Genomic DNA, 26,684 nt, shown 5'->3' on the forward strand with positions numbered 1-26,684 from the left:
ACCGCCGTTCGGTCACCGTCCGTTCCACCGACGGTGACCGGCGGCGGGTAGGCCGGGCACGAACCTCTCGGAACCGGGTAATCGTCACCTCAGACCATTCCACGCAGTCTCAACACCGAAGAGAGAGCCATGTCCCAGATCACCGCCGCGGACGTCAAGAAGCTCCGCGACCTGACCGGCGCCGGCATGATGGACAGCAAGAAGGCCCTGACCGAGGCCGAGGGCGACTTCGACAAGGCCGTCGAGATCCTGCGCGTCAAGGGCGCCAAGGACGTCGGCAAGCGGGCCGGCCGGACCGCCGCGAACGGTCTGGTCGCGCACTCCGGCAAGGCGCTGCTCGAACTCAACTGCGAGACCGACTTCGTCGCCAAGAACGACAGCTTCATCGCGCTGGCGCAGCAGCTGGTCGAGCACGGCGAGCGCGCCGGTGTCAGCAACGCCGAGCAGCTGCTCGCCAGCGAGATCGACGGCCGTACCGTCGCCGACCTGGTCCAGGAGCAGTCCGCCAAGATCGGCGAGAAGCTGGTGCTCAACCGCTTCGCCAAGCTCGATGGCACGGTCGCGGTCTACCTGCACCGTAAGGCGCAGGACCTGCCGCCGGCGGTGGGCGTGCTGGTGCAGTACACCGGCAAGGCCGACGAGGCGGGCGATGCCGACGCGCGTGGCGCGGCGATGCAGATCGCCGCGATGCGGCCGCAGTACCTCACCCGCGACGAGGTGCCGGCCGAGGTCGTCGAGTCCGAGCGGCGTATCGCCGAGCAGACCGCCCGCGAGGAGAACAAGCCCGAGGCCGCGCTGCCGAAGATCGTCGAGGGCCGGGTCAACTCCTTCTTCAAGGACTTCGTCCTGCTGGAGCAGTCCTCGGTGACCGACAACAAGAAGACGGTGAAGCAGGTGCTGGCTGAGGCCGGCATCGAGGTCACCGGCTTCGTGCGGTTCGAGGTCGGCCAGGCCTGAGCCGGCTCGGGGCGCACCGCGCCCGTGGGCTGGGAGCAACGACGAGACGAGGAGGCCGCCGGTGTACGCGACACACACCGCGGCCTCCTCGTCCCATAAGGTCGGCAGCGGCAGGTACGCGCACCCGAGCGCGCCAGTGGGGGAAGGACGGGCGGATGACGCAGGTTGTGAGTGACCGGACGTTGGCGGCGGACGATCCGACGGCACCACCGCCCGGCCGGGCCCGGCGGGTGGTGTTGAAGCTGTCCGGCGAGGTGTTCGGTGGTGGCGCCATCGGCGTCGACCCGGACGTGGTGCAGGCCATCGCCCGGCAGATCGCCACCGTGGTACGCCGGGGTGTGCAGGTCTCCGTGGTGGTCGGCGGCGGCAATTTCTTCCGTGGCGCGGAGTTGCAGAAGCGGGGCATGGACCGCGCCCGGGCGGACTACATGGGCATGCTCGGCACGGTGATGAACTGCCTGGCCCTCCAGGACTTCCTGGAGAAGGAGGGCATCGAGACCCGGGTGCAGAGCGCCATCACGATGGCCCAGGTGGCCGAGCCGTACATCCCGCTGCGGGCGATCCGGCACCTGGAGAAGGGCCGCGTGGTCATCTTCGGCGCCGGCGCGGGCATGCCGTACTTCTCCACCGACACGGTGGCTGCCCAGCGCGCGCTGGAGATCCACGCGGACGTCGTGCTGATGAGCAAGAACGGCGTGGACGGCGTCTACACGGCCGATCCCCGGATCGATCCGACCGCCAGCAAGTTCGACTCGATCACCTTCTCCGAGGTGCTGCGTCGCAACCTCCGGGTCGCCGACGCGGCCGCCTTCAGCCTCTGCATGGAGAACGGCCTGCCGATGCTGGTCTTCGGCGCGCAGGGCGACGACACGATCGTCCGGGCCGTGGGTGGCGACAAGATCGGCACGCTGATCACCACCTGAGCCGACCGCCGACGGCGATCTCGGCGGTCCCGGTGACCCGACAAGCCCACGACGAGCACAAGAAGGAGGCGAGGAGACCGGTGATCGACGACACCCTCCTCGAGGCCGAGGAGAAGATGGAGCGTGCGGTCGAGCACGCCAAGGAGGAGTTCGGCGCCATCCGCACCGGTCGCGCGACTCCAGCCATGTTCTCCAAGGTCATCATCGACTACTACGGCAGCCCGACCCCGCTGACGCAGATGGCGTCGGTGGCCGTGCCCGAGCCGCGCATGGCCATCATCAAGCCGTACGACAACTCGCAGATCAACGCGATGGAGAAGGCGATCCGCGACTCGGACCTCGGGGTCAACCCGAACAACGAGGGCAACCAACTGCGCATCCTGCTCCCGCAGATGACCGAGGAACGCCGTCGCGACATGATCAAGGTGGCCCGCCACAAGGGTGAGGAGGCGAAGGTCGCCATCCGCAACATCCGCCGCAAGGGCAAGGAAGAGCTGGACCGGCTCGTCAAGGACGGCGAGGTCGGCGAGGACGAGGGCCGTCGCGCGGAGAAGGAACTGGACGACCTGACCCAGCGCTACGTGTCGCACGTCGACGAGTTGGTCAAGCACAAGGAGTCCGAACTCCTGGAAGTCTGACGCCGAGGTCACCACCCGCTTGATCATGAAGTTGTCGTCCCCGCCACCGGCGTGGCGTGGTGACAACTTCATGATCAAGGAGGTGGGAGCGGATACCGGTACGTCCTGCCGGGCGGACGGGTGCAGTAGGCTCGGCACGATTCCCGGTGACCCGACGGTGAACGGTGGGGATCGGCCAGCCGACAGGCCGGCACATCAGACGGAGCGCCTCGCGCGGGTAGGGGATGGTAGTGGCTGTGCGTCAAGTGGTGGATCTCGTACCGCTTCCCCCTGGTGCGTGATGTCCCACCTCGACCCCTACGGCGGCGCCGACGCCCGTGACTGGGATCGCCCGGACCGACCCACCGCGCTGCCTTGGCCGGACCCGGACGTGGAACCCGGTCCGTGGGGCCGCGGCCGGTACGTCGGCGACCGGCCGGCCCAGGAAGGCCGCAACGGGCGCGGACCCACCAGCTGGGACCAGCCACCGCACGGGCGCAACGGAGTCCACGACCTCGACCACGGCGACGCGCCCACCGCGCAGATCGCGCCGGTGCGGGTGGGTGCCGGTCGGGACCATGACGAGGCGCCCACCACCCAGCTGACGCCGGTGCGGGACCATGACGACGCGCCCACCACCCAACTCGCGGCAGTGCCGCCCGAACACGCAGGCCCCGGGACAGCCGAGCCCGACGGGCCGGACGCCCCGGGTCGGCGCCACCGGGGCCGGCGTCGGGCCGGTGCCGGCCGACCGGCCACCCAGCCGGGCGCGAGCCGAGCCGGGCGGAACCTGCCGGCGGCCATCTCGGTCGGCGTGGGCCTGGGCGCGGCGGTCCTGCTGCCCCTGTTCCTCTACACCCCGGCGTTCCTGCTGGTGCTCGCCGCAGCGTTCGGCGTCGGCATCTGGGAGATGTCCCGCGCGGTGCGTCGTGGCGGCGCCGAGGTGCCGCTGGTGCCGCTGGTCGCCGGTGGGGTGCTCACCGTCACCCTGGCCTGGTTCGCCGGGCTGGACGCGCTCCTGCTCGGCCTCCTGGTCACCGTGGCGGGCACCCTGGTCTGGCGGCTCGGCGACGGTACGGCCAACCTCCGGCGGGACATGACCGCCGCGACCCTGATCTCGGTGTACGTACCGTTCCTCGGCGGTTTTGCCGCCCTGCTCGCGTCGTCTCCCGGTGACGGTGCGCTGCGGGTGCTGGTGACGCTGGTCGCGGTGGTGCTCTCCGACACCGGTGGGTACGCGGCCGGCGCCAACTTCGGCAAGCGGCCGATGGCCCCGACGATCAGCCCGAAGAAGTCCTGGGAGGGCTTTGCCGGCTCGGTCGGCGCGGCGGCATTGGGCAGCGCCGTACTGCTCTGGCTGCTGTTCGACGTGGCGCCCTGGTGGGGTGCCGTGTTCGGGATGGCGGTCTCCGGCGCCGCGGTCCTCGGTGACCTCGCCGAGTCGATGATCAAACGGGATCTCGGCGTGAAGGACATGAGCAACCTGCTGCCCGGTCACGGCGGCCTGATGGACCGGCTCGACTCCGTGCTGTTCGCGGTGCCGACGGCGTACCTGCTGCTCGTGGTCTTCGTTCCGGCGGTGAACTGAGGCATGGCCCACGCCGGCGGGACCGGGGCACGGACGAGGCGGGAGCGGATCCGGCACCTCCGCAGGAGTGCGTTCCGAGCCGGGCGTGCCAGACTGGACGTGCTATGACGAGTCTTCCCCTGATGCCGGTCGACCCGGACGCGCCTGGCGCGCGTCGGGCGGCGATGCCACCGCAACACCTCGCCGACCTCGACCTCGACGGCCGGAAGGACCTGGTCACGAAGCTGGGCGAGTCGGCGTTCCGGGCCCGGCAGGTCTCCACCCACTATTTCGGCCGGCTGGTCCGCGACCCCGCGCAGATGACCGACCTGCCGGCGTCGTCCCGCGACCGCCTCGCCGACCAGCTGCTGCCCCGGCTGCTCACCCCGGTCCGCGAGCTGGCCTGCGACGACGGCGCGACCCGCAAGGCGTTGTGGCGGTTGCACGACGGCTCGCTGGTGGAGAGCGTGCTGATGGGCTACCCGGACCGGGTCACCGTCTGCATCTCCAGCCAGGCCGGATGCGGCATGGCGTGCCCGTTCTGCGCGACCGGTCAGGCCGGCCTGACCCGCAACCTCTCCACCGCCGAGATCGTCGACCAGGCGGTCTACCTGGCGGGCGTGGCCGCCTCCGGCAAGGTCGCGGGGTCACCGCCGAGGCTGTCGCACGTGGTCTTCATGGGCATGGGGGAGCCGCTGGCGAACTACAACCGGGTGATCGCCGCGATCCGCCGCCTGGTCGCGCCGCCGCCCGAGGGGCTCGGCCTGTCGCAGCGGCACATCACCGTTTCCACGGTTGGGCTGGTGCCGGCCATCCACCGACTGGCCAGCGAAGACCTCTCCGTGACTCTTGCGTTGTCGCTGCATGCCCCCGATGATGAGCTGCGCGACGAACTCGTGCCGGTCAACCAGCGCTGGAAGGTGTGCGAGGTGCTGGACGCCGCCTGGGCCTACGCGGCCCGCACGGGCCGTCGTGTGTCGATCGAGTACGCGATGATCAAGGACGTGAACGACCAGCCGTGGCGAGCTGACCTGCTCGGCCGGCTGCTGGCCGGCAAGTTGGCCCACGTGAACCTGATCCCGCTCAACCCGACTCCGGGCAGCCGCTGGGACGCCAGCCCGAAGCCGGTCGAGCGGGAGTTCGTCCGGCGGTTGCGCGACGCCGGGGTGTCCACCACGGTGCGGGACACCAGGGGTCGCGAGATCGACGGAGCGTGTGGGCAGCTGGCCGCCGCGGAGGACAGTGGCACCGACCCGGCCGGGGAGATGACGGCGTGACCGGGCGTGGCGAACGAGACCAGGAGACATAGTGGCGAGTCAGGGTCAGCGTTTCCGGCGTAAGGCGCTCCGCCGGGGATACAAGGTTGACGAGGTGGACGCCTTCCTGGACCGGGTCGAGGCGACACTCGCCGGGCAGCCGGTCGGAGCGCCGGTGGCCTCGCAGGAGGTCCACGACGTCGTCTTCCGGGTTCGCTTCAACGGCTATGACGAGTGGCAGGTCGACCTGCACCTCGACCGGGTCGAACGGCAGCTGGCGGAGCTGGAGGAGCGCGGCGGCGTGTCCGGTCGCGGCGATGGCCGGATGGGCCCGATGGAGCGGATGGGCCCCGGCATGCGCGAGGACCGCGGCATGTCCCCGGTGCCGCAGCCGCCGATGCCGCCCCGGACGATGCCGGCGCAGGCCGGCCCGCCCTATGGCCGCTACGACGAGCCGACGGGCGCTTTCGCCGGTGGGTACGACAACGCTCCCCGGGGTGGTTACGACGGCCCGCGCGGCGCTGCCGCGCCGATGGGGCCGGGCGCGCCGATGGGGCCTCCCGGCGGCATGGGTCACGGTGGGCCCCCGCCGCGTGGACTGCCTGCCGGCCCCGGCGGTTACGGTCCGCCGGACGCGCCGGGTGGCTACGGTCCGCCGGACGGTCCCGGCGGCTACGGTCCGCCGGACGACCAGCGCTTCGACGGGTTCGAGGCGGGTCGACACGGCCGTACGGACATGACCGCCGAGATCAGGCTGCCGGACCGGGACCCCCGGCGTGGCCCGGCGGGACCGCCCGGCCTGCCGCAGCAGGCGCTCGGCGGGCCTCCGATGGGTGGCCCTCCGGCGATGGGCGGCCCGCCCGCGATGGCCGGTCCCGCGATGGGTGGGCCTCCGATGGCCGGCCCACCCGGCAGTGACCTCTACCGGGTGGACCAGATTCGACGTAGCTTCCAGGTCCGTCGCTTCGGCAGCGGGTACGACCCGGACCAGGTGGACCGGTTCTTCGAGTCGCTGCTCGGCGGGATGGCCGGGCGCAACCAGATGCCGGTGAACCCGAAGGACCTGGACACGCTCCGCTTCGGGCTGGTGCAGGGCGGCTACTTCGAGGCCGAGGTCGACGCCGCGCTGAAGAACGTGCAGGACATCCTTTTCGGCCGCTGACCGACAGCGGTGCGCGAGGGCCCGCCTCCGGAAACCGGAGAGCGGGCCCTCGCGCTTGCTCGCCCAGATGGGTGCGGCGGTCGGCCGCCAAGTCGTTGCGCCGGGCCCGGTCGCTCAGCAGCGCGGGCCGTTGCGGCTGAACAGATCGTCAGGAGCGCAGGCCGTTGCGGCGCAGCACCACGTCACCGATCACGATGAGCAGCAGCAGCGCGGCCAGGCCGATCAGCCAGAGGTTCTCGACCCTGCCCTCGTGGTTGCCGCAGAGCATGGCCAGCAGCGCGAACGCGGTGAGCACCGCGCCGATCCGCCCGGCCTTACGGTGCCCGGGCTTGTGCTGGTCTGGCGACGTTACCGGCTCGCTGCCTGCCACTGTCGGTCCTTCCTCGCGAACGGATCTCCGGCTAGTCTGGCACGTCCCCCGCGACGGTTTCCGGCCAGGGCCGATGGGCCCCGCTCTGGTGGGTGGAAGGGCACTACCGGCGTCGCGGGGCGGGGACCAGACTGCCTCCGGTAGCGTTCTGGGGCGTACACCTTGATTGTCTTTTTGAGGGGGAACTGCGGTGCGAGTGACCGGTACGGGGCACGCCAGCATGCGGATCGACACGCCCGCGGGCAGCATCCTGTGCGACCCGTGGGTCAATCCGGCCTACTTCGCCTCCTGGTTCCCGTTCCCCGACAACTCCCAGCTCGACTGGGAGACCCTCGGCGACGTCGACTACCTGTACGTCTCCCACCTGCACCGGGACCACTTCGACGCGGCGCACCTGAAGCGGTACGTGTCGAAGAAGGCGACCGTGCTGCTGCCCGAGTTCCCCACCTCCGAGATGGAGGACGAGTTCCGCGAGCTGGGCTTCACGAACTTCCTGAAGACCCGCAACGAGGAGGTCGTCGAGCTGGACGGCGGCCTCAAGGTCATGATCCAGGCGCTGACCAGCCCGACCGACGGTCCGATCGGTGACTCCTCGCTCTGGGTGGAGTACGACGGCGTCCGGCTGCTCAACCAGAACGACGCCCGCCCGACCGACCTGAGCACCTTCGCCGAGTTGGGCCACGTGCACGCGCACCTGCTCCAGTTCTCCGGCGCGATCTGGTATCCGATGGTCTACGAGCTGCCGAACGCGGCGAAAACGGCGTTCGGCAAGCAGAAGCGGGATCGGCAGTTCGACCGTACCTGGCGTTACATCGACGACCTCAAGGCCGATCACGTCTTCCCGATCGCCGGCCCGCCGTGTTTCCTCGACGACGAGCTGTGGCAGTTCAACGACATCTTCGGCGACGAGGGGAACATCTTCCCCGACCAGTCGGTCTTCCTGTCCGAGTACGCCAAGGTCGGCGGCACCAACGGCATCGTGCTGCTGCCGGGCAGCGTCACCGAGGTCACCACCACCGGGGCCACGACCACCCACCCGATGCCGGTGGAGGAGTTCTTCGCCAACAAGGTCGCCCACCTGGAGGAGATGCGCGAGCGTAAGCGGCCCATCATCGAGGCGGAGAAGGCGTCCTGGCGGCACCCCGAGGTCGACGTGCTCAAGGAGCTGAAGCGGCGCATCGAACCGCTGCTCGACGAGTCGATCTACCTGGCCAAGGGGGTCGGTGGTCCGGTCCGCTTCGACCTGGTCGGCTACGACGGCGAGAGCATCGAGTCGATCGTGGTCGACTTCCCCGGCAAGCAGGTGCGGCCGTACGCCGACGAGAAGGTGCGTTACCGGTTCCGTACCGAGCGGGCGCTTGTGGAGCACCTGCTGCACATCGGCGAGGTGGACTGGGTCAACTCGCTCTTCCTGTCCTGCCGCTTCTCCGCCGCCCGGATCGGGCAGTACAACGAGTTCGTGTACGCCTTCTTCAAATGCCTTTCCACCGAGCGACTCCAGTACGCCGAGGGCTGGTACGACGAGCACGAGCGGGCGGTGGACGCCGAGGACATCACCATCGGCGACTGGGTGGTGCAGCGCCGTTGCCCGCACCTGAAGGCGGACCTGAGCCGGTTCGGCATCGTCGACGGCGACCAGCTCACCTGCCAGCTGCACGGCTGGCGGTTCGACCTGCCCAGCGGGCGTTGCCTGACCAGCGTCGGCCACAAGGTCCGCGCCCACCGGGTCGGCGAGGAGGTCGCGGTCGCGGAGGCCGCCCCACCGGCGGGCTGAGCCCGTCCGCCTCGGCGTCCCCGCCCGGGGACGCCGACGCCTCGCCTACCGGCCGAGGTCGGCGAGGATGCGCTGGGCGGCGTTGTGGCCGGCGGCACCGATGACGCTGCCGGCGGGGTGACAGCCGGCGCTGCCCGCGTACACCCCGTCCACGCCGGTGGCGTAGGGCATCCGGTCGGCGAACGAGACGGTGTTGTCGACGTGGTGGATGTGCCCGCCGGTGATGCCGAAGTGCGCCTCGATGCCGGGTGGCGGCAGCGGCACCGCGTCGGCGATCAGGTCGCCGGTGCCGGGGGCGTACCGCTCGCAGATCCCGACCAGCCGGTCGACGTAGCCGGGCAGCTCCGCATCCCAGGTGGTGCCGGCCAACTCGTACGGCACCGACTGCACGAACAGTGCCGACGAGTGGTGCCCGGCCGGGTCGGCCAGCGACGGGTCGACGGTGGTGTGCAGGTACCACTCGATGGTCGGCTCCTGCGGCAGTCGGCCGGCCCGCACGTCCGCCCACATGGCGCGCAGCGCCGCCATCGGTGACTCGCCGGTGCCGCCAGCCAGTGTCGCCGAGCCGGGCAGCAGGTGGATGGTGGAGCCGAACGGGCTCGGCGCGCCCTCGGGCAGGCAGGAGAAGCGGGGCAGGTCACGCAGCGCCAGGTTCAGCTTGAGGGTGCTGCCGGTGCGCCGGACCGCCGCCATCCGTCCGCTGAGCGTGGTCGGCAGCGCTCCGTCGGGCAGCAGCTCCATCAGCCGGTACGGGTCGCAGGCGCCGAGCACCACCTCCGCGTCGATCTGGCGGCCGTCGGCGAGCACCACGCCCCGGGCAGCGCCCCCGTCGAGGGTGATCGCGGCGACCGGGGCGCCGGTGACGATCCGGGCGCCGGAGGCCCGGGCCGCGTCGGCGAAGATCCGCGAGACGGTGCCCATGCCGCCTTCGGCGATCATCCAGGTGCCGCCCGAACCGGGCAGCCGGCACATGTTGTGCACCAGGAAGTTGTGCCCGGTGCCGGGGTCGTCGGGGCCGGCGTTGAGCCCGGACAGGCCGTCGGTGACCGCGTACATGCTGACCAGCAGCTCGGAGCGGAAGTCGAAGCGGGCCAGGTAGTCGGCGACGGAGCCGCGTACCAGGTCGATGAAGACCTGGCGCAGCGCGGGACGGACGTGGCGTTCGGCGGTCTCCTCGACGCTGAGTGGCTCGGCCAACCAGGCCGGGGCGAGGTCCTCGCGTAACGCGGCCAGCTCGCCCTGCAACGCCTCGTCGGCGGCGGCGTCGGCGGGGGAGAAGAATTCGGCGAGCTGTGCCCGGGTGGCCTCCGTGTCGGTGCCGAAGAGCAGGTAGGGCGAGCCGACCCCGCCGGGGGTGGGCAGGAAGTAGTGCGGGTCGCGGCGCAGTACCGGGATGCGGACGTCGAGCGCGGCCAGCAGCTCCGGCGGCATCAGCCCGAGCAGGTACGACCCGGTGGAATGACGCAGCCCCGGCACCTTGGGGAACGGATTCTCGGTGCGGGTCGCCCCGCCGATCACCTCGGCGGCCTCCAGCACCAGCACGTCCAACCCGGTCCGGGCCAGCAGGATCGCGGAGACCAACCCGTTGTGCCCAGACCCGACGATCACCACGTCGGCCCGCCCCGGCACCTCACCACCCACCATCCCCGCACCCTAACCCTTGCCACCCCACACCCACCCCCGCGATCTTGCACTTTCTGCCCGGGCAAGAGGTGTCAAAGCGACATATCGCCGACCAAAAGTGCAAGATCGCGGGGGCGGGGTGGGGTGGGGTCATGATTGGGCGGGTTGGCGGCGGGTGCGCCAGGCGGAGAGGGCCAGGGTGGCGGAGTAGCCGGCCAGCACAATCACGTGGAACAGGTAGAGCCAGAGCAGGATCGCCACTGCGGAACCCACCTCGTCCAGCCCGCCGAAGGGCACGCCCAGGTCGAGTGGCAACGAGGCGAAGAGCACGAAACCGTGCAGGAAGCCGGACAGGTTCGCCGCGGTGAACGAGCCCATCCCCAGCGTGGATAGCCAGTCCGGCGAGGCCGGGCCGACCACCCGGAACACCCACATCAGCACCGGCGTGAGCACCAGCCACACCGCCAGGAACGACAGCACCACCCCGAGCGCCCCGGCCCATCCGCCGCGCCGGACCAGCCCGGTGGTGGTCGGCAGGGCCAGCAGGATCGACAGCAGCAGCGCCGGGGCCGGGGCCAGCAGCGGCAGCAGCAACAGCCGGCCACGCCAGCCGACCAGGTGTTCGTCGGAGCGGGGCGCGGCGACCGAGACGAACGCCCGGCGCAGCCCTTCGCCGTACAGCGACGCCGGCAGCAGCGCGGCCAGCGCCAGCCACGGCGTCAGGCCGACCCCGGCCTCGACCAACGCGGCCACCGCGTGCGGCGCACCGATCGCGTCCGGCAGAGCCTCCACGGCGTACCCGGTGAGCCGCCGAACCTGGGACGCTCCCGCCAGCAGCGAGGTGAGCCAGATCGCCAGCAGGGCCACCGGCACCACGGCGATCGCACCGTAGAACGTGATCGCGGCGGCGTGCAGCGACAGATCCCGGCCACGGACCGGGCGGAACGCACCCCTGGTGATCCGCCTCGTCCGCTCCCACGCACCGCCCATCGCGCTTCATTTCCCCGTCATCCCCGCCGGCAACCGTCCCCGTTGCGCGGGTCGCACCCGGCCGACGGATCAGCGGCCGGGTCTGTTCGGTGGACCGGGTCGTGAGGTAGCGAGAAGGCGCCCGGCGACGGGCCTGGCAGGGATGCGGCTGCTCAGGCCCGTCGCCGTTCGGTTCGGTCAGCCGAATGCCCGGTACAGTCGCCAGTCGGCGGAGAGGACGACCTTCTTCGATTGCCCTGTGTCGGTCTTCGACGGGTGGTAGATGTGCATGTTGCCGTTCGACTCGTACCGGACCCACATGTCGGGCACCCCGTCGCGGTTGACGTCGGGAATGCTGATGACGACACCGATGGCCGCCTCGGTCCACGAATTGCCGTAACGAACGTCACCGTCGCGGGAGTTGTTGGCCAGCTTCAGCGAGTCGAGGCTGACGCTGCCGGACACCCCACCGGGCAGACCGTGCCGGACGTACATGTTGCCGTTGTCCAGGTTCCGCCAGAGCAGGTCGGGTGTCCCGTCGATGTCGATGTCGATGATGTTGACGACATCGCGGCGTGCCCAGGCGTCGTGGTTCATCAGGGTCGCCTCCGCAAAGGCGGCCCCGGTGTACCCGGACAGCACCCAGAACTCCGGGCCGGAGCGTAGCGCCAGGTCGGGCCGTTTGTCGCCGGTGATGTCGCCGACCGCCTTGATCTGGGTCCAGGTCGACGGGTTCGGCGCGTTGGCCGGGAGCATGACGCGGAGCCGGTGGTTCACGTTGAAGCTGCCGTACCCGTCACCGGGATAGAGCCAGAAACCGCCGTCGGGGGTACGGGCGAACAGGTCGGTGATGCCGTCACCCGGGTACGCGTCGGAGTGCTTGGTGATCAGAGCGGCCTGGCCGGTGGTCGGGTTCCACCAGTGGCCGGGCGGGTTCAGCGTGCCGGCGCTGTCGTACGAGGAGTACAACCAGCCGTACAACTCGCCGTTGTTGGGTCCGGTCCCTTCGGGCTCGCGGTCGCCCGCGTACGTGCGCAGCTTGCCCTCGTTGTCAACGAGGATCAGGTCGGGTATGCCATCGCCGCCGGTGTCGCCGGGGCCGTCACCGGCGGCGCGCGGCGGCACGTAGATGGCGTAGTCCGTCCTGGCGCTGCGGTTACCGACCGCGTCGTAGGCGTACACGTGCAGGGTCGTGGGACCGGCGTGCCGTGGTGCGAGGTCCGGCACCGTGGCGGCGCCGTTGACGGCATCGACGGACTGGGTGTTGATGGCCTCGAAGGCGTAGGTGAACCGGGTCGCGCCCGTGGCGCTGAAGGTGACCGCACCGGTTCCGCCGAACGACACGCTTGCCCAGGTCGCGCCGTCGGGGGTGGCCTCCGGGAACACCTCACTCGTCACGGTGGGGGCAGGGGGCGCCGAGGCGTCGATGGTCAGTCGGCAGGGATCGGTGCCGGGCGGGAAGTAGCTCGACGAGGCATTTGACTCGTCCTCGGCGCGTACGTCCCAGGAGTAGGTGGTCTTGTCCTCCAGACTGCTGGACGGCACCAGGAGTTCCGCGCTGCCATCGCTGCGAGCGGTGACCAGGGTGCCCGACGGGACGGTCGAGCCGGTCTTCCAGAAGCGGAAGCGGAGCGCCTTCAGGTTGTTGTCCGGGTCGGTGGCCTTGGCGTACAGGGTCAGATTGGTCCTGGCGACCGTGACACCGCCGCCGGGGCCGGGTACGCAGGTGCCGCCGGGCGTGCTCTTGCCGCCCGTCGGTTCCTTCGGCGGCGTGTTGTAGACAACCGTCAGCTCGGTGCTGCTGACCTTGAACCTGCGCCAGGTCAGCGTGTCGCCTTCACTTGTCGCCTGCATGCCGAGGGTCACGTTCGACCAGCCGCCGTCGGCGCCGTTCTGGGCGATCTTCTTCACGTCGAAGCTGACGTAGTCGTCGGCGCAGCTGCTTCCGTAGCCGAAGGCGAACGACTTCTTCTGCTGCACCTCGACCCAGCTCGGCTGCTTCTTCCAGGTGGTGGCGGAGGAGATCGAGCCGGTGCGCCACACCTCCATCTGGCGCGCGGTGCAGTTCCAGGAGTGGTTGTTGAACACCTTGAACGTGGCCGAGCTGACCGTCGCACCCTTCATGCTGCTCTTGAAGCCCATCCGCCAGAAGGAGCGGGCGGTCAGCGGAGTCCGCTCCTCGTAACCGACCCGGGCGTCGGTGCTGCCGGAGTTGAAGTTCGTCCCGTTCCAGGTGTTGGTGCTCGGGTGCTGCTTGTAGACCGTCGCCCAGGCCAGCGTGCCGCTGCGCAACGTCGGGTCGAGGAAGAGCGGAAACATCGCGTCCGCGTCGGTGAGCAGGCCGGTGGCGGCGACGTCCAGGCGCAGTCGTACTTCACCGCTGCCGTCGCCGTCGAGGCTGGTCGGCATCGGAGCGTGCCGGGCGCCCGCCTCGACCCCGTTCAGCCCGGAGAGGTTCAGCACGTCGGCAGTGGTGGCGACGGCGGTGCGTAGCGCCGGCTGGGGCGACGCCGGGTCCTGGCCGGCGGAGTCCCAGGCGAACGGGGTGGGCATCGAGCCGATCTCGACCTGGCTCGCGGCGTCGAGAATCTGCACGCCGCCGGTCTCCTGGTCGTGGCGGAAGATCGCCGTCGGGGATCGCAGGCCGTAGGTGAGGGACCGGACCGCCTCGATGGTGGCGCTGTCCCGGTTCTTGACGATCAGCAGCTGCCCGAATCCGCCCTCGTCGCGGGCGACCATCAGCAGATCGACACCGGTCCGGACCTCGGGATAGAGCAGGCGCGGGCCGTCGAGCACCGGCTCCGGCAGCTCACCGGGCCACAGGTAGGTGACGGTGTGACCGTCGATTTCGACCTGGGCGAGGGGTGTGTCCACTTCGGTGCGGGCGACCAGGCGCATCGACTGGGCGGAAGGGCTCCTGGACGGCGTGGCGTCGGGTCGCGTCGCGCCGCCGAAGAACCGCACCGGGGTGGGCGGGTTGACCGGGCGGACGCCGAGGCCGTCAGGTGCGTCGGCATCGTGGGTCAGGGTGAGGTCGATCGGCGCCCACTGCCCGGTGGCGTCCTTGGCCCGCTGGGGGACGGCGTGGGTGGTGGTACGCCACTGCCCGGCCGGCAACGCCCAGGTGAGCGACGTGGCCGTGGTCGCGGTCTCGACGAGCACCTCGGTACCCGTGCGGAGCGCCTCGGCCATCGCGGTCGCCTCGTCGCGCGGTGGCTTCGACGCCGGGGCGGCCTCGGTGACGACCTCCGGCCGACTGTCGCCTCGGTCGATTCCCGGCCACCACGGCAGGGAGGCCGCGATGACGGCGACCAGCAGGAGACCCATGGTGCAGATCAGCCGGGTGCGCGTACGCATGAACGGGCTGAGTAGGCGAGGCGCTGTCACGGCGGTCTACTCCCGTGGGCCGGGCGGACAGGAAGGAACGCGAAACCCGCCCCGTCAGCCGGGCCGAGGGGCAGAAACGCGGGCACACGATCGCACGTCACCAGGGCATCTCGTCTATCCCGTCAACGTTACCGATTCGTGATGTTCACTTTCTGATCATTGACCGGTACGCCAGAATTCGATCTTGTGTGGGTGGGTTTGCCGACGTCGCTTGTCGGACATAGCCGAATTAGCTTCTTGGCTAGGCTCTCGCCGGTTCGCGGCTCTGCGCGGTAATAGTGGCGTGACGTGGATCACATTCATACATGGAAGATCACTCTATGCAACCTTGAGCTCGGACCTGCCCTGACGGAGAGTGCTCACGCACGTGCCGATCCGGCACGTGTCCTCGCGGTTCTTCCGCGAACCTCCTTTTCGTCTTCGCGCCTGGGTGGGAGTCGACGCGCATGCCTGGTACCGGTTTGCTGGCCCGGCGGCGGGGGCGTCCCGCCCGTACGGCGTTCATCCTGGCGCTGTCCATGACCATGACGGTCACGGCCCTGCCCGCCCCGGCTTTCGCGGTTCCGGGCCCGGGCATGAGCCGTGGCGCGATCGACCTTCCGGAGATTCCGGAGGTGGAGCAGATCGCGCCCAATGAGCAGGCCGTGACCGACCTGCTCACCGACGAGCCGGAGCCGCTCGACCCGTACGAGCCGTCCGCAGTGGACGCCTGGGACGAGGACAGCGGCACGGTGGACCTGACCGGGGTCGCCGCCGGTGAGGCGTTGCCGGTCGACGACCTGCCGGTCGCCCTCGGCGTACCGGAAGGCGGTGACCCTGCCGCCCTCGCCGGCACCTGGGCGGTGGATCTGGCCGCCCCCGAGGCGTCGCACGACGTGGGGGTCGCCGGCCTGATCATGAAGATCACTCCGCCGGCCACCGCGGACCCCACGGCCGAGGTCGCCCTCAGCGTCGATTACACGCCCTTCGCCGACTTCTACGGACCACAGGCCGCCGACCGGTTCGGCGTCGTCCTGCTGCCGGACTGCGTCTTCGACGACCCGGACGGCGGCGACTGCGCCGACGGTGGCGCGGGCGTCCAGTCCACCGAACCGGCCGGTGTCACCGGCCAGGTCGTCTCCAGCGAGGTGGAGATCCTCCCGGTCGCCGGGGCGTCGGCCCGCAGCGCCGCGATCGCGGGCGTCGACGAGGGGGCCGGCGACCGCCGGATCGTCACCGGCAGCGTGCCGGTCGGGTCGCTGGTCGGGACCGACAGCTCGGTCGCCGGCCGGTCCGCGTTCGGGGCCCAGTCCAGCGCGGCGGACGCCAACGTCGTCGGGGTACTCGACACCGGCGCGTCGGCTGCCGGCGACTTCACCGCCACCCCGCTGTTGTTCTCCGGCTCCTGGGCGGCGGGTTCCTCCTCGGGCGCGTTCACCTACTCGTACCAGGTGCAGGTGCCCGAGACGGCCGGTGGCCTGATGCCGAAGGTGGCGCTGTCGTACTCGTCGCAGTCGGTGGACGGGCGCACCTCGGCCACCAACAACCAGGCTTCCTGGATCGGCGACGGCTGGGACTACGCGGCCGGCGCGATCACCCGCACCTACGTCAACTGCCGGCAGGACTCCAAGAAGCCCGGCTCGAACAACAGCGAGCACCGGACCGCGGACCTCTGCTGGGGGTCGAAGAACGCCACCCTCTCCCTCGGCGGAATGACCACCGAGCTGGTCCGGGACGACAGCACCGGGACCTGGACCACCGCCAACGGCGACGGGTCAAAGGTGCAGCTGCTCAAGGACACCGGCCTGGACAACGGTGACGCCGACGGTGAGTACTGGGTGGTCACCACCAGGGACGGCACCCGCTACCACTTCGGCCGGCACCGCCTGCCCGGCTGGACCAGCGGCCAGCCGGTCACCAACTCGGTGCTTACCGCACCGGTCTACGGCAACCACGCCGGTGAGGACTGCTACCAGGCCGGCGACTGGGCCGACTCGGCCTGCACCCAGGCGTGGCGGTGGTCGCTGGACTACGTCGAGGACATCCACGGCAACGTGATGAGCCTGTGGTGGGCCAAGGAGGAGAACCGCTACGCGCGGAACTTCAACTTCAAGTCCCCGGTGAAGTACGACCGTGGCGGCTACCTGACCCGCATCGACTACGGGCAGCGCAGCAACAACGTCTACGGCGCCGCACCGCTGGCCCGGGTCAGCTTCGACGTGGCGGAGCGCTGCTTCGCCGAGGGCTCCCAGACCTGCTCCGAGTCGAACTTCAACAGCCAGATCCCGCACGACTACCGCATCTGGTACGACACCCCGGCCGACCTGAACTGCATCTCGGGCCGGAAGTGCTGGAACGCCTCACCGTCGTTCTTCACCCGCAAGCGCCTCGACAAGATCACTACCTGGGCGCAGCGGCGCAGCGGCTCCACGAGCTTGCAGAAGGTCGACGAGTACCAGCTCACCCAGTCCTTCCCGACCCTGCTGACCGGCCCCAACACCGCGCTGTGGCTGGAGTCGATCCAGCGGACCGGGTACGGCGTCGACGGCGACAAGGTCGCGCTCAACCCGGTGCGCTTCGCCCACAACCCGGAGGACATGCCCAACCGGGTGCGCAACGACAACCGCCCCAGCTTCTCCCGGCTGCGCATCGCGCGGGTGATCAACGAGTACGGCGGCGAGACCGTCGTCACCTACAAGGAGCCCACCGGCGCCTGCGCCACCGGCTCCGGCCTGCCCGGCAAGGACGACACCGCCGAGCTGAAGGCCAACACCCGGCTCTGCTTCCCCAACTTCTGGCACCCGGATCCGGCCAAGGACGACGTCATCGACTGGTTCCACAAGTACGTGGTGGAGTCCGTCGAGGAACTGCCCGCCATCGACGGCGCCGCCTCCTCCACCCTCACCACGTACGCGTACGACAACGCCGGCTGGCGGCTCGCCGAGCCGGAGTTCAGCAAGAAGTCCCGCCGCACCTACTCGCAGTTCGCCGGCTTCGAGCAGGTCACCGTGCTCACCGGGCCACCCGTCGCGGAACTGGGCAGCGAGCAGACCAAGTCGGTCACCCGCTACTTCCGGGGCATGGGCGACAGCGTGTCCGTGAAGGACAACGTGGGCACCGGCGAGGAAATCGCCAAGGACCGGGAGGCGTTCGCCGGCCGGGTCGCCGAGGAGTTGACGTACGCCAAGGCCAGCGACCCGGACGCCAACTGGCTCACCCGCAGCGTCACCTACCCCACGGCGACTGAACTCGCCTCCCGTGACCGGGACGACGGGCTCGACCCGTTGAAGGCGTGGCGGGTCACCGACACGCGGCAGAAGGCGGTGTCCCGGTCCTCCGGCACCGGCGACGACACCCGAACGCTGCGCACGGTGGAAACCAAGACCACCTACGAGAGCACCCACGGCCTGCCGGAGCGGATCGAGTCACTCGGTGACACCGGCAAATCCGGTGACGAGTCCTGCACGTTCGTCGAGTACGCGCACCGCACCGACAAGAACCTCATCGGCCTCACCAGGCAGATCCGCAGCAGCCCGACGACGTGTGCCGCCGCGGACTTCGACGACCTGACGACGCTCTCCTCTGCCGGTCGGGTCGGCTACGACGGCGCCGCCTACGGTGCCGCCCTGCCGAGCAACACCCGGGGTCTGGCCACCCAGACCTGGTCGCTGAAGGCGGACGGCTCCGGCTTCCAGAACGACGGCACCACCACCTTCGACGCCATCGGCCGGGTGCTGACCCGCACCGACCCGGACAACAAGGTCTCCCTGATCACCTACACTCCGGCCAGCGGTCAGGCGTACGCGGTGAGCGAGGAGAACTCCCTCGGGCACAAGCAGACCCGGGAACTGGATCCGGGCCGCGCGGTCACCCTGAAGACCACCGACCCGAACAACCAGGTCAGCCACGCGGAGTACGACGCCCTCGGCCGCCTCGTCGAGGCGTGGGGCGCGGGGCGTACCCCGTCGCCGGCGCTGGTGCCCGACTTCCGCGCCGAGTACGCCCTCCCGGCGATCGTGCCCGACCCGGAGAACCCCGGCGAGAGCATCCGCAAGCCGCCGTACGTCACCACCTTCGCCCGGGGCCACGAGGACCGGATCCAGACCTCGGTCACCATCTACGACGGACTCGGCCGGGAACGGCAGTCCCAGGTGGAGGCGACCGGTGGCGGACGGCTGATCACCGACACGCTCTACAACTCGGCCGGCGAGGTCTGGCAGACCAACAACGCCTACCTCGCCGAGGGTTCGCCGATCGGCCGGCTCTTCACGCCCGAGTCGGACACGGTGGTGCCCAACGCCACCCGGTACACCTACGACGGCCTCGGCCGGGTGGTCGAGGAACTGCCGCTGCTCAACGGCACGGAGTACCCGAGCCGCGCCACCAGGTACAGCTACGGCCTCGACCACTCCACAGTGATCAACCCGGCGGGCGCGGCCTCGTACCGCCTCCACACCGACGGTCTCGGCCGCACCACGCGGGTCGACACCTTCCGCGACGCCGCCCGCACCGACTTCACCTCGATGCGCTACGAGTACGACGCGCGCGGGCAGCTCGCCGAGGCCACCCACTCGGCGAACCCGGTCCCGTGGACCTGGACGTACGACCAGCGCGGCCGGCTGACCCGGACCACCGACCCGGACACCGGCGCCACCACCATGACGTACGACCACCGGGACCGGCCGCTGACCACCACCAACGCCCGTGGCATCACGGTCTGGAACGGGTACGACGAGCTGTCCCGCCCAACCCAGCAGCGGCTTGGTGGCAGCGGCGGTGAACTGCTTGCCGAGTACACCTACGACACGGTGGCCGGCGGTAAGGGTCTGCCGGCGACGTCGACCCGGTACACCGACGGCCTGCCGTACACCCAGTCGGTCGGCGGCTACACCGAGGACTACCAGCCGACCTCGACCACGCTGACGCTCCCCGAGTCGATCGCCACCACCTGGGGTCTGAACCGGGAGTACCGCTACGACTACACGTACACCGGCACCGGTCTGACCGAGTCGGCGACGCTGCCGGCGGTCGGCTCGCTACCCAGCGAGAAGCTGCTGGTCCGGTACACCAAGGACGGCCTGCCGCTGTCGGTGTCCGGCAAGGACTGGTACGGCTCGGAAACGGTCTACTCGCCATACGGGCAGGTGCTGCGTTCGACGCTGGGCGCGCACCCGTACCGGGTGTGGACCATGGCCTCGTACGACGACGCCAGCGGCGCCCTCACCCGGCAGCAGGTGTTCCGCGAGGTCACCGGCAACCACCTCGTCTCGAACCGTTCCTACGGCTACGACGACGCCGGCAACGTCACCTCGATCCGGGAACACGCCACCACCATCGCCGAACGGCAGTGCTTCACCTACGACCCGCTCGGCCAGCTCCGCAACGCCTGGACGTCCCAGGACCAGGCATCGTGCAGCGCCGGTCCGGGCACCGCGACGGCCCCGAACGCGGCGGCGGGGGTCGACGGCACCGGCTACTGGCAGGAGTACGAGTACGACCTGCTCGGCAACCGGACCAAGCTGGTCGAGCGCGACCTGACCGGCCGCACCTCCACCGGCCCGATCGAGACCACCTACGGGTACGGCCACGGCACCGAGGAGGGCGACCAGCCGCGCACCCTCGACGCCGTCACCAAGACCTACACCACGCCGCAGGGCGCGGCCATCATCTCCGAGGCGAAGCGGCTGTACGAGCTGACCGGCGAGACGAAGTCGGTCACCTCCACCCGCAACGGGGACCAGCAGGAGCTGTCCTGGACGTACGACGGCCAGGTCGAGCGGATCACCGGCTCCGGCACCAAGGGCCGCACCGCGTACGTGGGTCTGGCGAGCAAGTGCATCGACCTGAGTTCCAGCCTGGCCGAGCCGAACCGACCCATCCAGCTGTACACGTGCAACGCGACAATCGCGCAGAAGTGGGCCTTCGTCCCGGCACCGGAGCAGACCAACGCGAACCTGGGCACCCTGTCGATTTTCGACTCCTGGTGCGCCCAGCCGGCCGGCACCACCGCCGGGTCGGCGTTGCGCCTGCAACGGTGTGACGGCACGGCGGCGCAGCAGCTGGAGCGGCTGTCGACGGGGCAGTTGAAGCATCCCGCCTCCGGCCTGTGCCTGGCGGTGCAGGACGCCGCCATCGCCGACTCCACGCCGGTCGTGCTCGCGGCCTGCGCCGGTGGTGCTTCCGAGCAGTTGTGGGAGGCGCAGGACGAGACGCGGCACATCTACGGGCCGGGCGGCACCCGCCTGCTGAAGATCCAGGGTCAGCAGGCCACCCTCGACCTCGGCGAGGCCCAGGTCTCGGTGCAGAGCGGCGGGCTGCTGCTCAACACCCAGCGCAGCTACGCCACGCCGGGTGGGATGGTGACGCGGTACGCCTACGGCACCAGCACCGGATCCAACCTCGTGGCCGTCGCCAGCGACCATCAGGGCAGCCCGTCCGCCGAGGTGGCCCTCGCCAACGATATGCAGATCCGGATCCGTAAGCAGGATCCGTTCGGCAACCAGCGGATCGCCGACACGCCGGCCAATATCCAGACCAACCGGGGCTTCCTCGGTGCGGTCCGCGACGACACCTCCGGCTTCGTGCCGTTGGGTGCCCGGCTGTACGACCCGGAGGTGGGTCGGTTCCTCTCCGCGGACCCGGTGCTGGACCTGACCGACCCGGTGCAGAACAACGGCTTCACGTACGCCCACAACAACCCGGTCACCCACTCCGACCCGTCGGGCCTGTCGGTGGCGTTGACCGCGTCGGAGACGGCGGCGGCGCTGGCGGGTGCAGGTCTATCGTCGGCGATGATCGCTCAGGCGCAGGCCAACATGGGCCGCTCGCTGATCTCGGTCATCCTCGACTCGGCGTGGTACATCCTCAAGGAGTTCATCGGCATCAACGACGCCCTGAACTGCTTCGGCGGTGACATGTGGGCGTGCGGCAGCCTCATCCTCAACGCCATCCCCTGGACCAAGGTCGCCAAGATCCCGGCGGTGATCCGGGCGGTCAACCGTACGATCAACGCGATCCAGGCATGGCAGGCGGCGAAACGGGCCGCCGAGGCGGTGCTGGCGGCGGCGCGGGCTGCCGAGGCCGCCGCGTTGCAGGCGAAGAAGCTCGCCATCGAACGGGCCAAGAAGGCCGCCCAGGCAGCGAAGAAGAAGGCCGCCGACAAGGTCAACTCGACGAGCAACAAGGCGACCCAGTCGGCCAAAAAGACGGGTAACGGCCCGCAGAAGGAAGCCCAGGCAAAGTCCAACCCGAAGGGCTCGTCGGCAGCCTCCGGCGGCGCCGGCGGCAAGGGCGGCGGTGGCAGTAAGGGCGACGGCGGCGGCAAGGGCGACTCGAAGCCGGGCGGCTCCTCAGGCGCCTCCAACCGCAGCAACGGCGGCTCCAGCGGCAACGATGGCGGTTCGTCCGACGGCGACTGCAATAGCTTTGTCCCCGGCACTAAGGTGCTCATGGCCGACGGCTCGACCAAGCCGATCGAGGACATTGAACCAGGCGACGAGGTCGTGGTCACCGATCCCGAGACCGATCGCACCGAAATCGATACGGTGACCGCTTCGATCACCGGCACTGGCTTCAAGAAACTGGTAAAGATTATTATCGATACCGATGGCGACCGGGGCACGGAAACCGCTGATGTAACGGCCACTGACGGTCACCCGTTCTGGGTGGCTGAGCTAGGCGAGTGGATCGACGCTACCGATCTCCAACTCGGGCAGTGGCTGCGAACCAGCACCGGCACGTATGTCCAGATCTCCGCCATTGATCGTTGGAGCGTTCCCCTAGCGACCGTCCATAACCTGACTGTCGGCAACGTCCACACGTATTATGTGCTCGCAGGCGACATGCCGGTGCTCTCGCACAACGTAAGCGTTTGTCTGAGAGCTCAGGAATCGGCAGGTGGGCATACAATCGAGCGGCATGTCGGAAAGACAGACGAGGAGCTTGTTGCTCGTACGCAAGGGGGTATACCTCGGGCGTCCACCTTCCATGATATCGAGGCGGCGACTCACTACACAGAAGCGAATATCAGGGTAAATTCGGAACAGGTGGCGGCGTTCCTGGCGGGCAACAAGTTTAAGACCGTGTTGACTATGGATACGACTGGAAATCCCCACGTTGGCCGGCTCTACGATGCTTCGTCGGGAGCGTTTGTGCAACCTACAGGGGTCGAGACATGGTTGGTCAAGAATCCAGCCCGACCAGAGGGGTTTCACGTAGAAACGTCCTACCCGGTGTTGAGGTGAAAGATGTCCTTCGAAGTTTTCACATACTTGGCGCGGTCGTACTTCCACCAAGACTTCGACCTAGTTGCGGATACGCCAGAAGGGGTCGTGGCCGAGTTCCGGCGTAGGGAGGATCCGGATACAGTCGAGCTACTGCGCCGAGAAGTCGACCTGTTGCTGGCTTCCCAGAGTGCTGAAGAGGTAGTTCGGGATCTATGGATGGTGCAGGGCGGCGCGTCGTATGATCCTCAATTCCACGGAGTTCGGTACACTCAATGGCTGGAGCGAATGCGCGCTATCCTCCACGAATAAGGGTGAAGGTGAACTTATCTGTCGATTGGCGGCAATGATGGTCGGTCGTTGTGGCGCCAAGGTCGCCGCAACGTTTCCACAGCACTTGGGTAGGTGCTCGTATTTGAAGTGGACCTACGCTTCAGCATCGTAACAATCATTCCTGCCGACCAGCCCTACGGGCGCGACTCACCGACCGGGTCCTCGCTGGCGGCGGATGAGCGGATGGTGCGGCGTGATAATGCCGATTTGGGACGGCGAATCGGTGCTGGAGCCGTGGCTGAGGTGGAGAGGATCCAGCAGGAGTTGCGGCAGAGCCTCGAATGAGTAACTGCCCAGACAACCCCCGACGCTGGGAACAGCTTGAGAATGCTGTACCGAGTCGATCAAGTCACGATGCAAGGACCCTGGTGATCATTTCGATGCGGGCAGCGCCCGGGCCGTCGAGTGGGGTGTCGCACCAGACTCGGGTACGGCGGGACTGGTGGTCTTCTTCGCTGAGGGTGGTTTCGCCGAAGTCGATGACCGTCAGGTGGCCGAGGGAGTCGCGGAGGGCTACGGCGAGCGCGGTCGCCTCGTCGAAACTGGTCAGGGTCGTGGGTAGGTGGATGACCCATCGGGATGCGCTCATCGCGAACCGCGACTGCGGTGGCGGTGGGCGGCCTGGCGGGACTGCCATTGGCGCAGCGCCTGGCGGATGCGTTCCCAGCCAGGCAATAGCCGAGGACCACGCGGCGCGTAGTTCGCGCTCACCGGCCTCGACGGCCTGTCCGCCGCCCGCTCGACGTATCCGACGAAATCTTGGACAGTTTCCGTTCGCAATTAACGGAAACTGTCCAAGATTGGCTGGCGAGCCCTAAGTTTCGACGCGCTGCCGGCGTGCAGCGGGGTGGCTGGCGGCGCGTGTGTGGTTGAGGGTGGTCGTTCGCGAATTGCGCGGTGTGCGCTCGCCGGGCGGCGGCCTCCGGGCCGTGACGATCCGGACGGCGGTGTTGCGAGGAGAGATCACGGCGTCGGAAGTGATTGGTACCGTGCGTACTCCGCCACTGACGTGCAGTTATCCACCGGAGGCGTCGACAAGGTGCCCTTCCCTGCGCTCAACGGCGGTGGGGAAGAATGGGCGCGTGACGTCCCCCCGTGATCTTGTGCTGCTGGGTTGTACCGGGTCGATCGGTACGCAGGCCATCGACATCGTGCGGCGCAACCCGGAGCGGTTCCGGGTGGTGGCGCTGGGTGCCGGTGGCGGCAACATCGGGCTGCTCGCCGCCCAGGCGCTCGAACTCGGTGTCGACGTGGTCGGGGTGGCCAAGGCGTCCGCCGCGCAGGATCTTCAGCTGGCGTTCTACGCCGAGGCGAGTCGGCGGGGCTGGGCGAGCGGGGAGTTCAAGCTGCCCAAGATCGTGGCCGGGCCGGAGGCGATGACCGAGCTGGCGCAGTGGCCGTGTGACGTCGTACTCAACGGGGTGGTGGGGTCGCTCGGGTTGGCGCCGACGCTGGCGGCGCTGCGCGCCGGGCGTACGCTCGCGCTTGCCAACAAGGAGTCGCTGGTGGCCGGCGGCTCGCTGGTCAAGGGCGCGGTGACGCGGCCGGAGCAGATCGTCCCAGTGGATTCGGAGCACTCGGCGCTGGCGCAGTGCCTGCGCGGCGGCACCCGGGGTGAGGTACGCCGGCTGGTGGTGACCGCCAGTGGTGGGCCGTTCCGGGGTAGGCGGCGCGACGAGTTGACGGCTGTCACGCCGGAGCAGGCGCTCGCCCACCCGACCTGGAACATGGGACCGGTCGTCACGATCAACTCGGCGACCATGGTCAACAAGGCGCTTGAGGTGATCGAGGCGCACGAGCTGTTCGACGTGCCGTACGCCGACATCACCGTGATGGTGCACCCCCAGTCGGTGATCCACTCGATGGTCGAGTTCGTCGATGGGTCGACGTTGGCGCAGGCCAGCCCGCCGGACATGCGGCTGCCGATCGCCCTGGGCCTCGGCTGGCCGGACCGGGTGCCGGAGGCCGCCGCCGCCGTCGACTGGACCACGGGGCACACCTGGGAGTTCACGCCGCTCGACGATGAGGCGTTCCCGGCGGTGGCGCTGGCCAAGGCGGCCGGGGAGGCCGGTCGGTGCCGGCCGGCGATCTACAACGCGGCGAACGAGGAGTGCGTCGCGGCGTTCGTCGCCGGGCGGCTGCCGTTCCTCGGCATCGTCGACACGTTGCAGCGCGTGTTGGAGGAGGCTCCCGATTTCGGCGAACCGGGTACCGTCGAGGACGTACTCGAAGCCGAGTCGTGGGCGCGCGCACACGCGCAGGAGATCATCGCTGCTGCGGTGGAAGGAGCTTGATGTCGTTCGCGTTCGGGGTGGTGCTGTTCGCCCTCGGCATTCTCATCTCGGTGAGCCTGCACGAGGCCGGGCACATGCTCACCGCCAAGGCCTTCGGCATGAAGGTCACCCGCTACTTCGTCGGCTTCGGCCCCACCCTCTGGTCGTTCAAGCGTGGCGAGACCGAGTACGGGATCAAGGGCATCCCACTCGGCGGCTTCTGCAAGATCGTCGGCATGACGCCACAGGACGACGACGTCGAACCCGGTGACGAGAAGCGCGCCATGTGGCGCTACCCGGTGTGGAAGCGCACCATCGTGATGTCCGCCGGGTCGGTCACCCACTTCGGGTTGGCGATCTTCGCGGCCTGGCTGGCCGCGATGACCTTCGGCCTGCCCAACCCGAACTTTCCCAGCACCGAGGAGCAGATCCGCAGCGAGCCGGCGGTGATCGCCCTCCAGGACTGCGTCCTGCCGGACACCACGTACCGGGCCTGCGAGACCGGTGACGCGCCGAGCCCCGCCGCTGCGGCCGGGCTTCAGGACGGCGACCGGATCACCTCGATCAACGGCACCCCGATCGCCAACTACGGCGACCTGCTCACCACGCTGCGGGCCACCAGCCCCGGCAGCACCGCCAAGATCGGGTACGAACGCGACGGCCAGCCCGGCACCGTCGAGACGGTGCTGGCCACCACCAAGCGCCCGCCGATCGACAACCCGGACGGGCCGGTCGGCGACGTCTCCGCCCTCGGCATCGGCCTGGTCATCAGCACCCCCGGCCTGGTCAGCTACGGGCCGGTCGAGGCGGTCGGCGCGACAAGCACCTTCATCGGCGACATGGCGGTGGCCACCGCGCAGGCGTTGCAGCGGCTGCCGGAAAAGATCCCCGCGCTCTGGACCGCAATCACCGGCGGCGAGCGGGACATCGACACCCCGATCAGCGTGGTCGGCGCCAGCGTCCTCGGCGGCGAGGCGGTCGCCAACAACGCCTGGGAAATCTTCATCATGCTGTTCATCTCGCTGAACTTCTTCATCGGGGTGTTCAACCTGCTGCCGCTGCTGCCGCTGGACGGCGGGCACATCGCCATCGCCTGGTTCGAACGAGCCCGCTCCTGGCTGTACGCGCGGCTGCGCCGGCCCGACCCGGGCCGGGTGGACTACTTCAAGCTGATGCCCTTCACGTACGTGGTGATTCTGATCGGTGGGGTGTTCACCCTGCTCACCATCACCGCGGACGTGGTCAACCCGATCACCCTCTTCCCAAAGTGAG

General features: G+C 69.4%; 16 protein-coding genes. 11 read left to right on the forward strand and 5 right to left on the reverse strand.

Translation table 11 applies throughout. The features are described 5' to 3' along the window. Positions 1 to 129: 129 nt before the first annotated feature. The 6 genes from tsf to ACN26Z_RS08780 all read left to right on the forward strand — a co-directional run bounded on the left by tsf (position 130) and on the right by ACN26Z_RS08780 (position 6,482). Entirely contained in the window at positions 130 to 957 is an 828-nt protein-coding gene (gene tsf, locus ACN26Z_RS08755; RefSeq protein WP_282239680.1) for a translation elongation factor Ts, read from the forward strand. A 155-nt stretch (positions 958 to 1,112) separates the two neighbouring features. Continuing rightward, positions 1,113 to 1,880 (forward strand): UMP kinase, encoded by a 768-nt coding sequence (gene pyrH / locus ACN26Z_RS08760; RefSeq protein WP_093401681.1) that lies wholly within the window; start codon positions 1,113 to 1,115, stop codon positions 1,878 to 1,880. Positions 1,881 to 1,960: 80 nt separating this feature from the next. After that, complete coding sequence (gene frr / locus ACN26Z_RS08765; RefSeq protein WP_093402027.1) at positions 1,961 to 2,518, forward strand: ribosome recycling factor; 558 nt, start codon at positions 1,961 to 1,963, stop codon at positions 2,516 to 2,518. A gap of 280 nt (positions 2,519 to 2,798) precedes the next feature. Continuing rightward, entirely contained in the window at positions 2,799 to 4,085 is a 1,287-nt protein-coding gene (locus ACN26Z_RS08770) for a phosphatidate cytidylyltransferase (RefSeq protein WP_282239679.1), read from the forward strand. Between the two features lie 104 nt (positions 4,086 to 4,189). Beyond that, complete coding sequence (gene rlmN / locus ACN26Z_RS08775; RefSeq protein ID WP_093401680.1) at positions 4,190 to 5,341, forward strand: 23S rRNA (adenine(2503)-C(2))-methyltransferase RlmN; 1,152 nt, start codon at positions 4,190 to 4,192, stop codon at positions 5,339 to 5,341. 31 nt (positions 5,342 to 5,372) lie between these two features. Beyond that, positions 5,373 to 6,482 (forward strand): DivIVA domain-containing protein, encoded by a 1,110-nt coding sequence (locus ACN26Z_RS08780; RefSeq protein ID WP_093401679.1) that lies wholly within the window; start codon positions 5,373 to 5,375, stop codon positions 6,480 to 6,482. Between the two features lie 148 nt (positions 6,483 to 6,630). Here ACN26Z_RS08780 and ACN26Z_RS08785 read toward each other — a convergent pair whose 3' ends face one another. After that, the gene (locus ACN26Z_RS08785; protein WP_093401678.1) at positions 6,631 to 6,852 is read right to left on the reverse strand and encodes a DUF2631 domain-containing protein; all 222 of its coding nucleotides are present in this window, start codon (positions 6,850 to 6,852) and stop codon (positions 6,631 to 6,633) included. Positions 6,853 to 7,042: 190 nt separating this feature from the next. On the opposite strand from ACN26Z_RS08785, the gene ACN26Z_RS08790 reads away from it, so the two are divergent. Further along, positions 7,043 to 8,626, forward strand: coding sequence for a Rieske 2Fe-2S domain-containing protein (locus ACN26Z_RS08790; RefSeq protein ID WP_396887020.1), 1,584 nt, complete (start codon positions 7,043 to 7,045; stop codon positions 8,624 to 8,626). Between the two features lie 45 nt (positions 8,627 to 8,671). Here ACN26Z_RS08790 and ACN26Z_RS08795 read toward each other — a convergent pair whose 3' ends face one another. The 3 genes from ACN26Z_RS08795 to ACN26Z_RS08805 form a co-directional block, all read right to left on the reverse strand. Continuing rightward, the gene (locus ACN26Z_RS08795) at positions 8,672 to 10,270 is read right to left on the reverse strand and encodes a phytoene desaturase family protein (RefSeq protein WP_421460606.1); all 1,599 of its coding nucleotides are present in this window, start codon (positions 10,268 to 10,270) and stop codon (positions 8,672 to 8,674) included. A gap of 129 nt (positions 10,271 to 10,399) precedes the next feature. Further along, positions 10,400 to 11,239 carry a YhjD/YihY/BrkB family envelope integrity protein gene (locus ACN26Z_RS08800; RefSeq protein WP_396887018.1) on the reverse strand — a complete coding sequence of 280 codons (840 nt, stop codon included), beginning with the start codon at positions 11,237 to 11,239 and terminating at the stop codon, positions 10,400 to 10,402. 177 nt (positions 11,240 to 11,416) lie between these two features. Beyond that, positions 11,417 to 14,605 (reverse strand): DNRLRE domain-containing protein, encoded by a 3,189-nt coding sequence (locus ACN26Z_RS08805; protein WP_421460609.1) that lies wholly within the window; start codon positions 14,603 to 14,605, stop codon positions 11,417 to 11,419. Between the two features lie 446 nt (positions 14,606 to 15,051). On the opposite strand from ACN26Z_RS08805, the gene ACN26Z_RS08810 reads away from it, so the two are divergent. After that, entirely contained in the window at positions 15,052 to 22,827 is a 7,776-nt protein-coding gene (locus tag ACN26Z_RS08810) for a ricin-type beta-trefoil lectin domain protein (protein WP_421460612.1), read from the forward strand. A gap of 3 nt (positions 22,828 to 22,830) precedes the next feature. Then, the gene (locus ACN26Z_RS08815) at positions 22,831 to 23,118 is read left to right on the forward strand and encodes a contact-dependent growth inhibition system immunity protein (RefSeq protein WP_421460615.1); all 288 of its coding nucleotides are present in this window, start codon (positions 22,831 to 22,833) and stop codon (positions 23,116 to 23,118) included. A gap of 370 nt (positions 23,119 to 23,488) precedes the next feature. Here the strand turns inward: ACN26Z_RS08815 and ACN26Z_RS08820 are convergent, their stop codons facing one another. Continuing rightward, positions 23,489 to 23,728, reverse strand: a complete 240-nt coding sequence (locus ACN26Z_RS08820; RefSeq protein ID WP_421460617.1) for a hypothetical protein — start codon at positions 23,726 to 23,728, stop codon at positions 23,489 to 23,491. A 493-nt stretch (positions 23,729 to 24,221) separates the two neighbouring features. Between ACN26Z_RS08820 and dxr the strand changes: the two genes are divergently transcribed. Beyond that, positions 24,222 to 25,433 carry a 1-deoxy-D-xylulose-5-phosphate reductoisomerase gene (gene dxr, locus ACN26Z_RS08825; protein WP_282239665.1) on the forward strand — a complete coding sequence of 404 codons (1,212 nt, stop codon included), beginning with the start codon at positions 24,222 to 24,224 and terminating at the stop codon, positions 25,431 to 25,433. Continuing rightward, positions 25,433 to 26,683: a M50 family metallopeptidase gene (locus ACN26Z_RS08830; RefSeq protein WP_421460620.1), complete on the forward strand. Its 1,251-nt coding sequence runs from the start codon at positions 25,433 to 25,435 to the stop codon at positions 26,681 to 26,683. The genes dxr and ACN26Z_RS08830 overlap by 1 nt, the downstream gene beginning before the upstream one ends. Position 26,684: the final 1 nt, after the last annotated feature.

The sequence above is a fragment of the Verrucosispora sp. WMMD703 genome (assembly GCF_049178935.1).
Taxonomy (GTDB): Bacteria; Actinomycetota; Actinomycetes; order Mycobacteriales; family Micromonosporaceae; genus Micromonospora; species Micromonospora sediminimaris.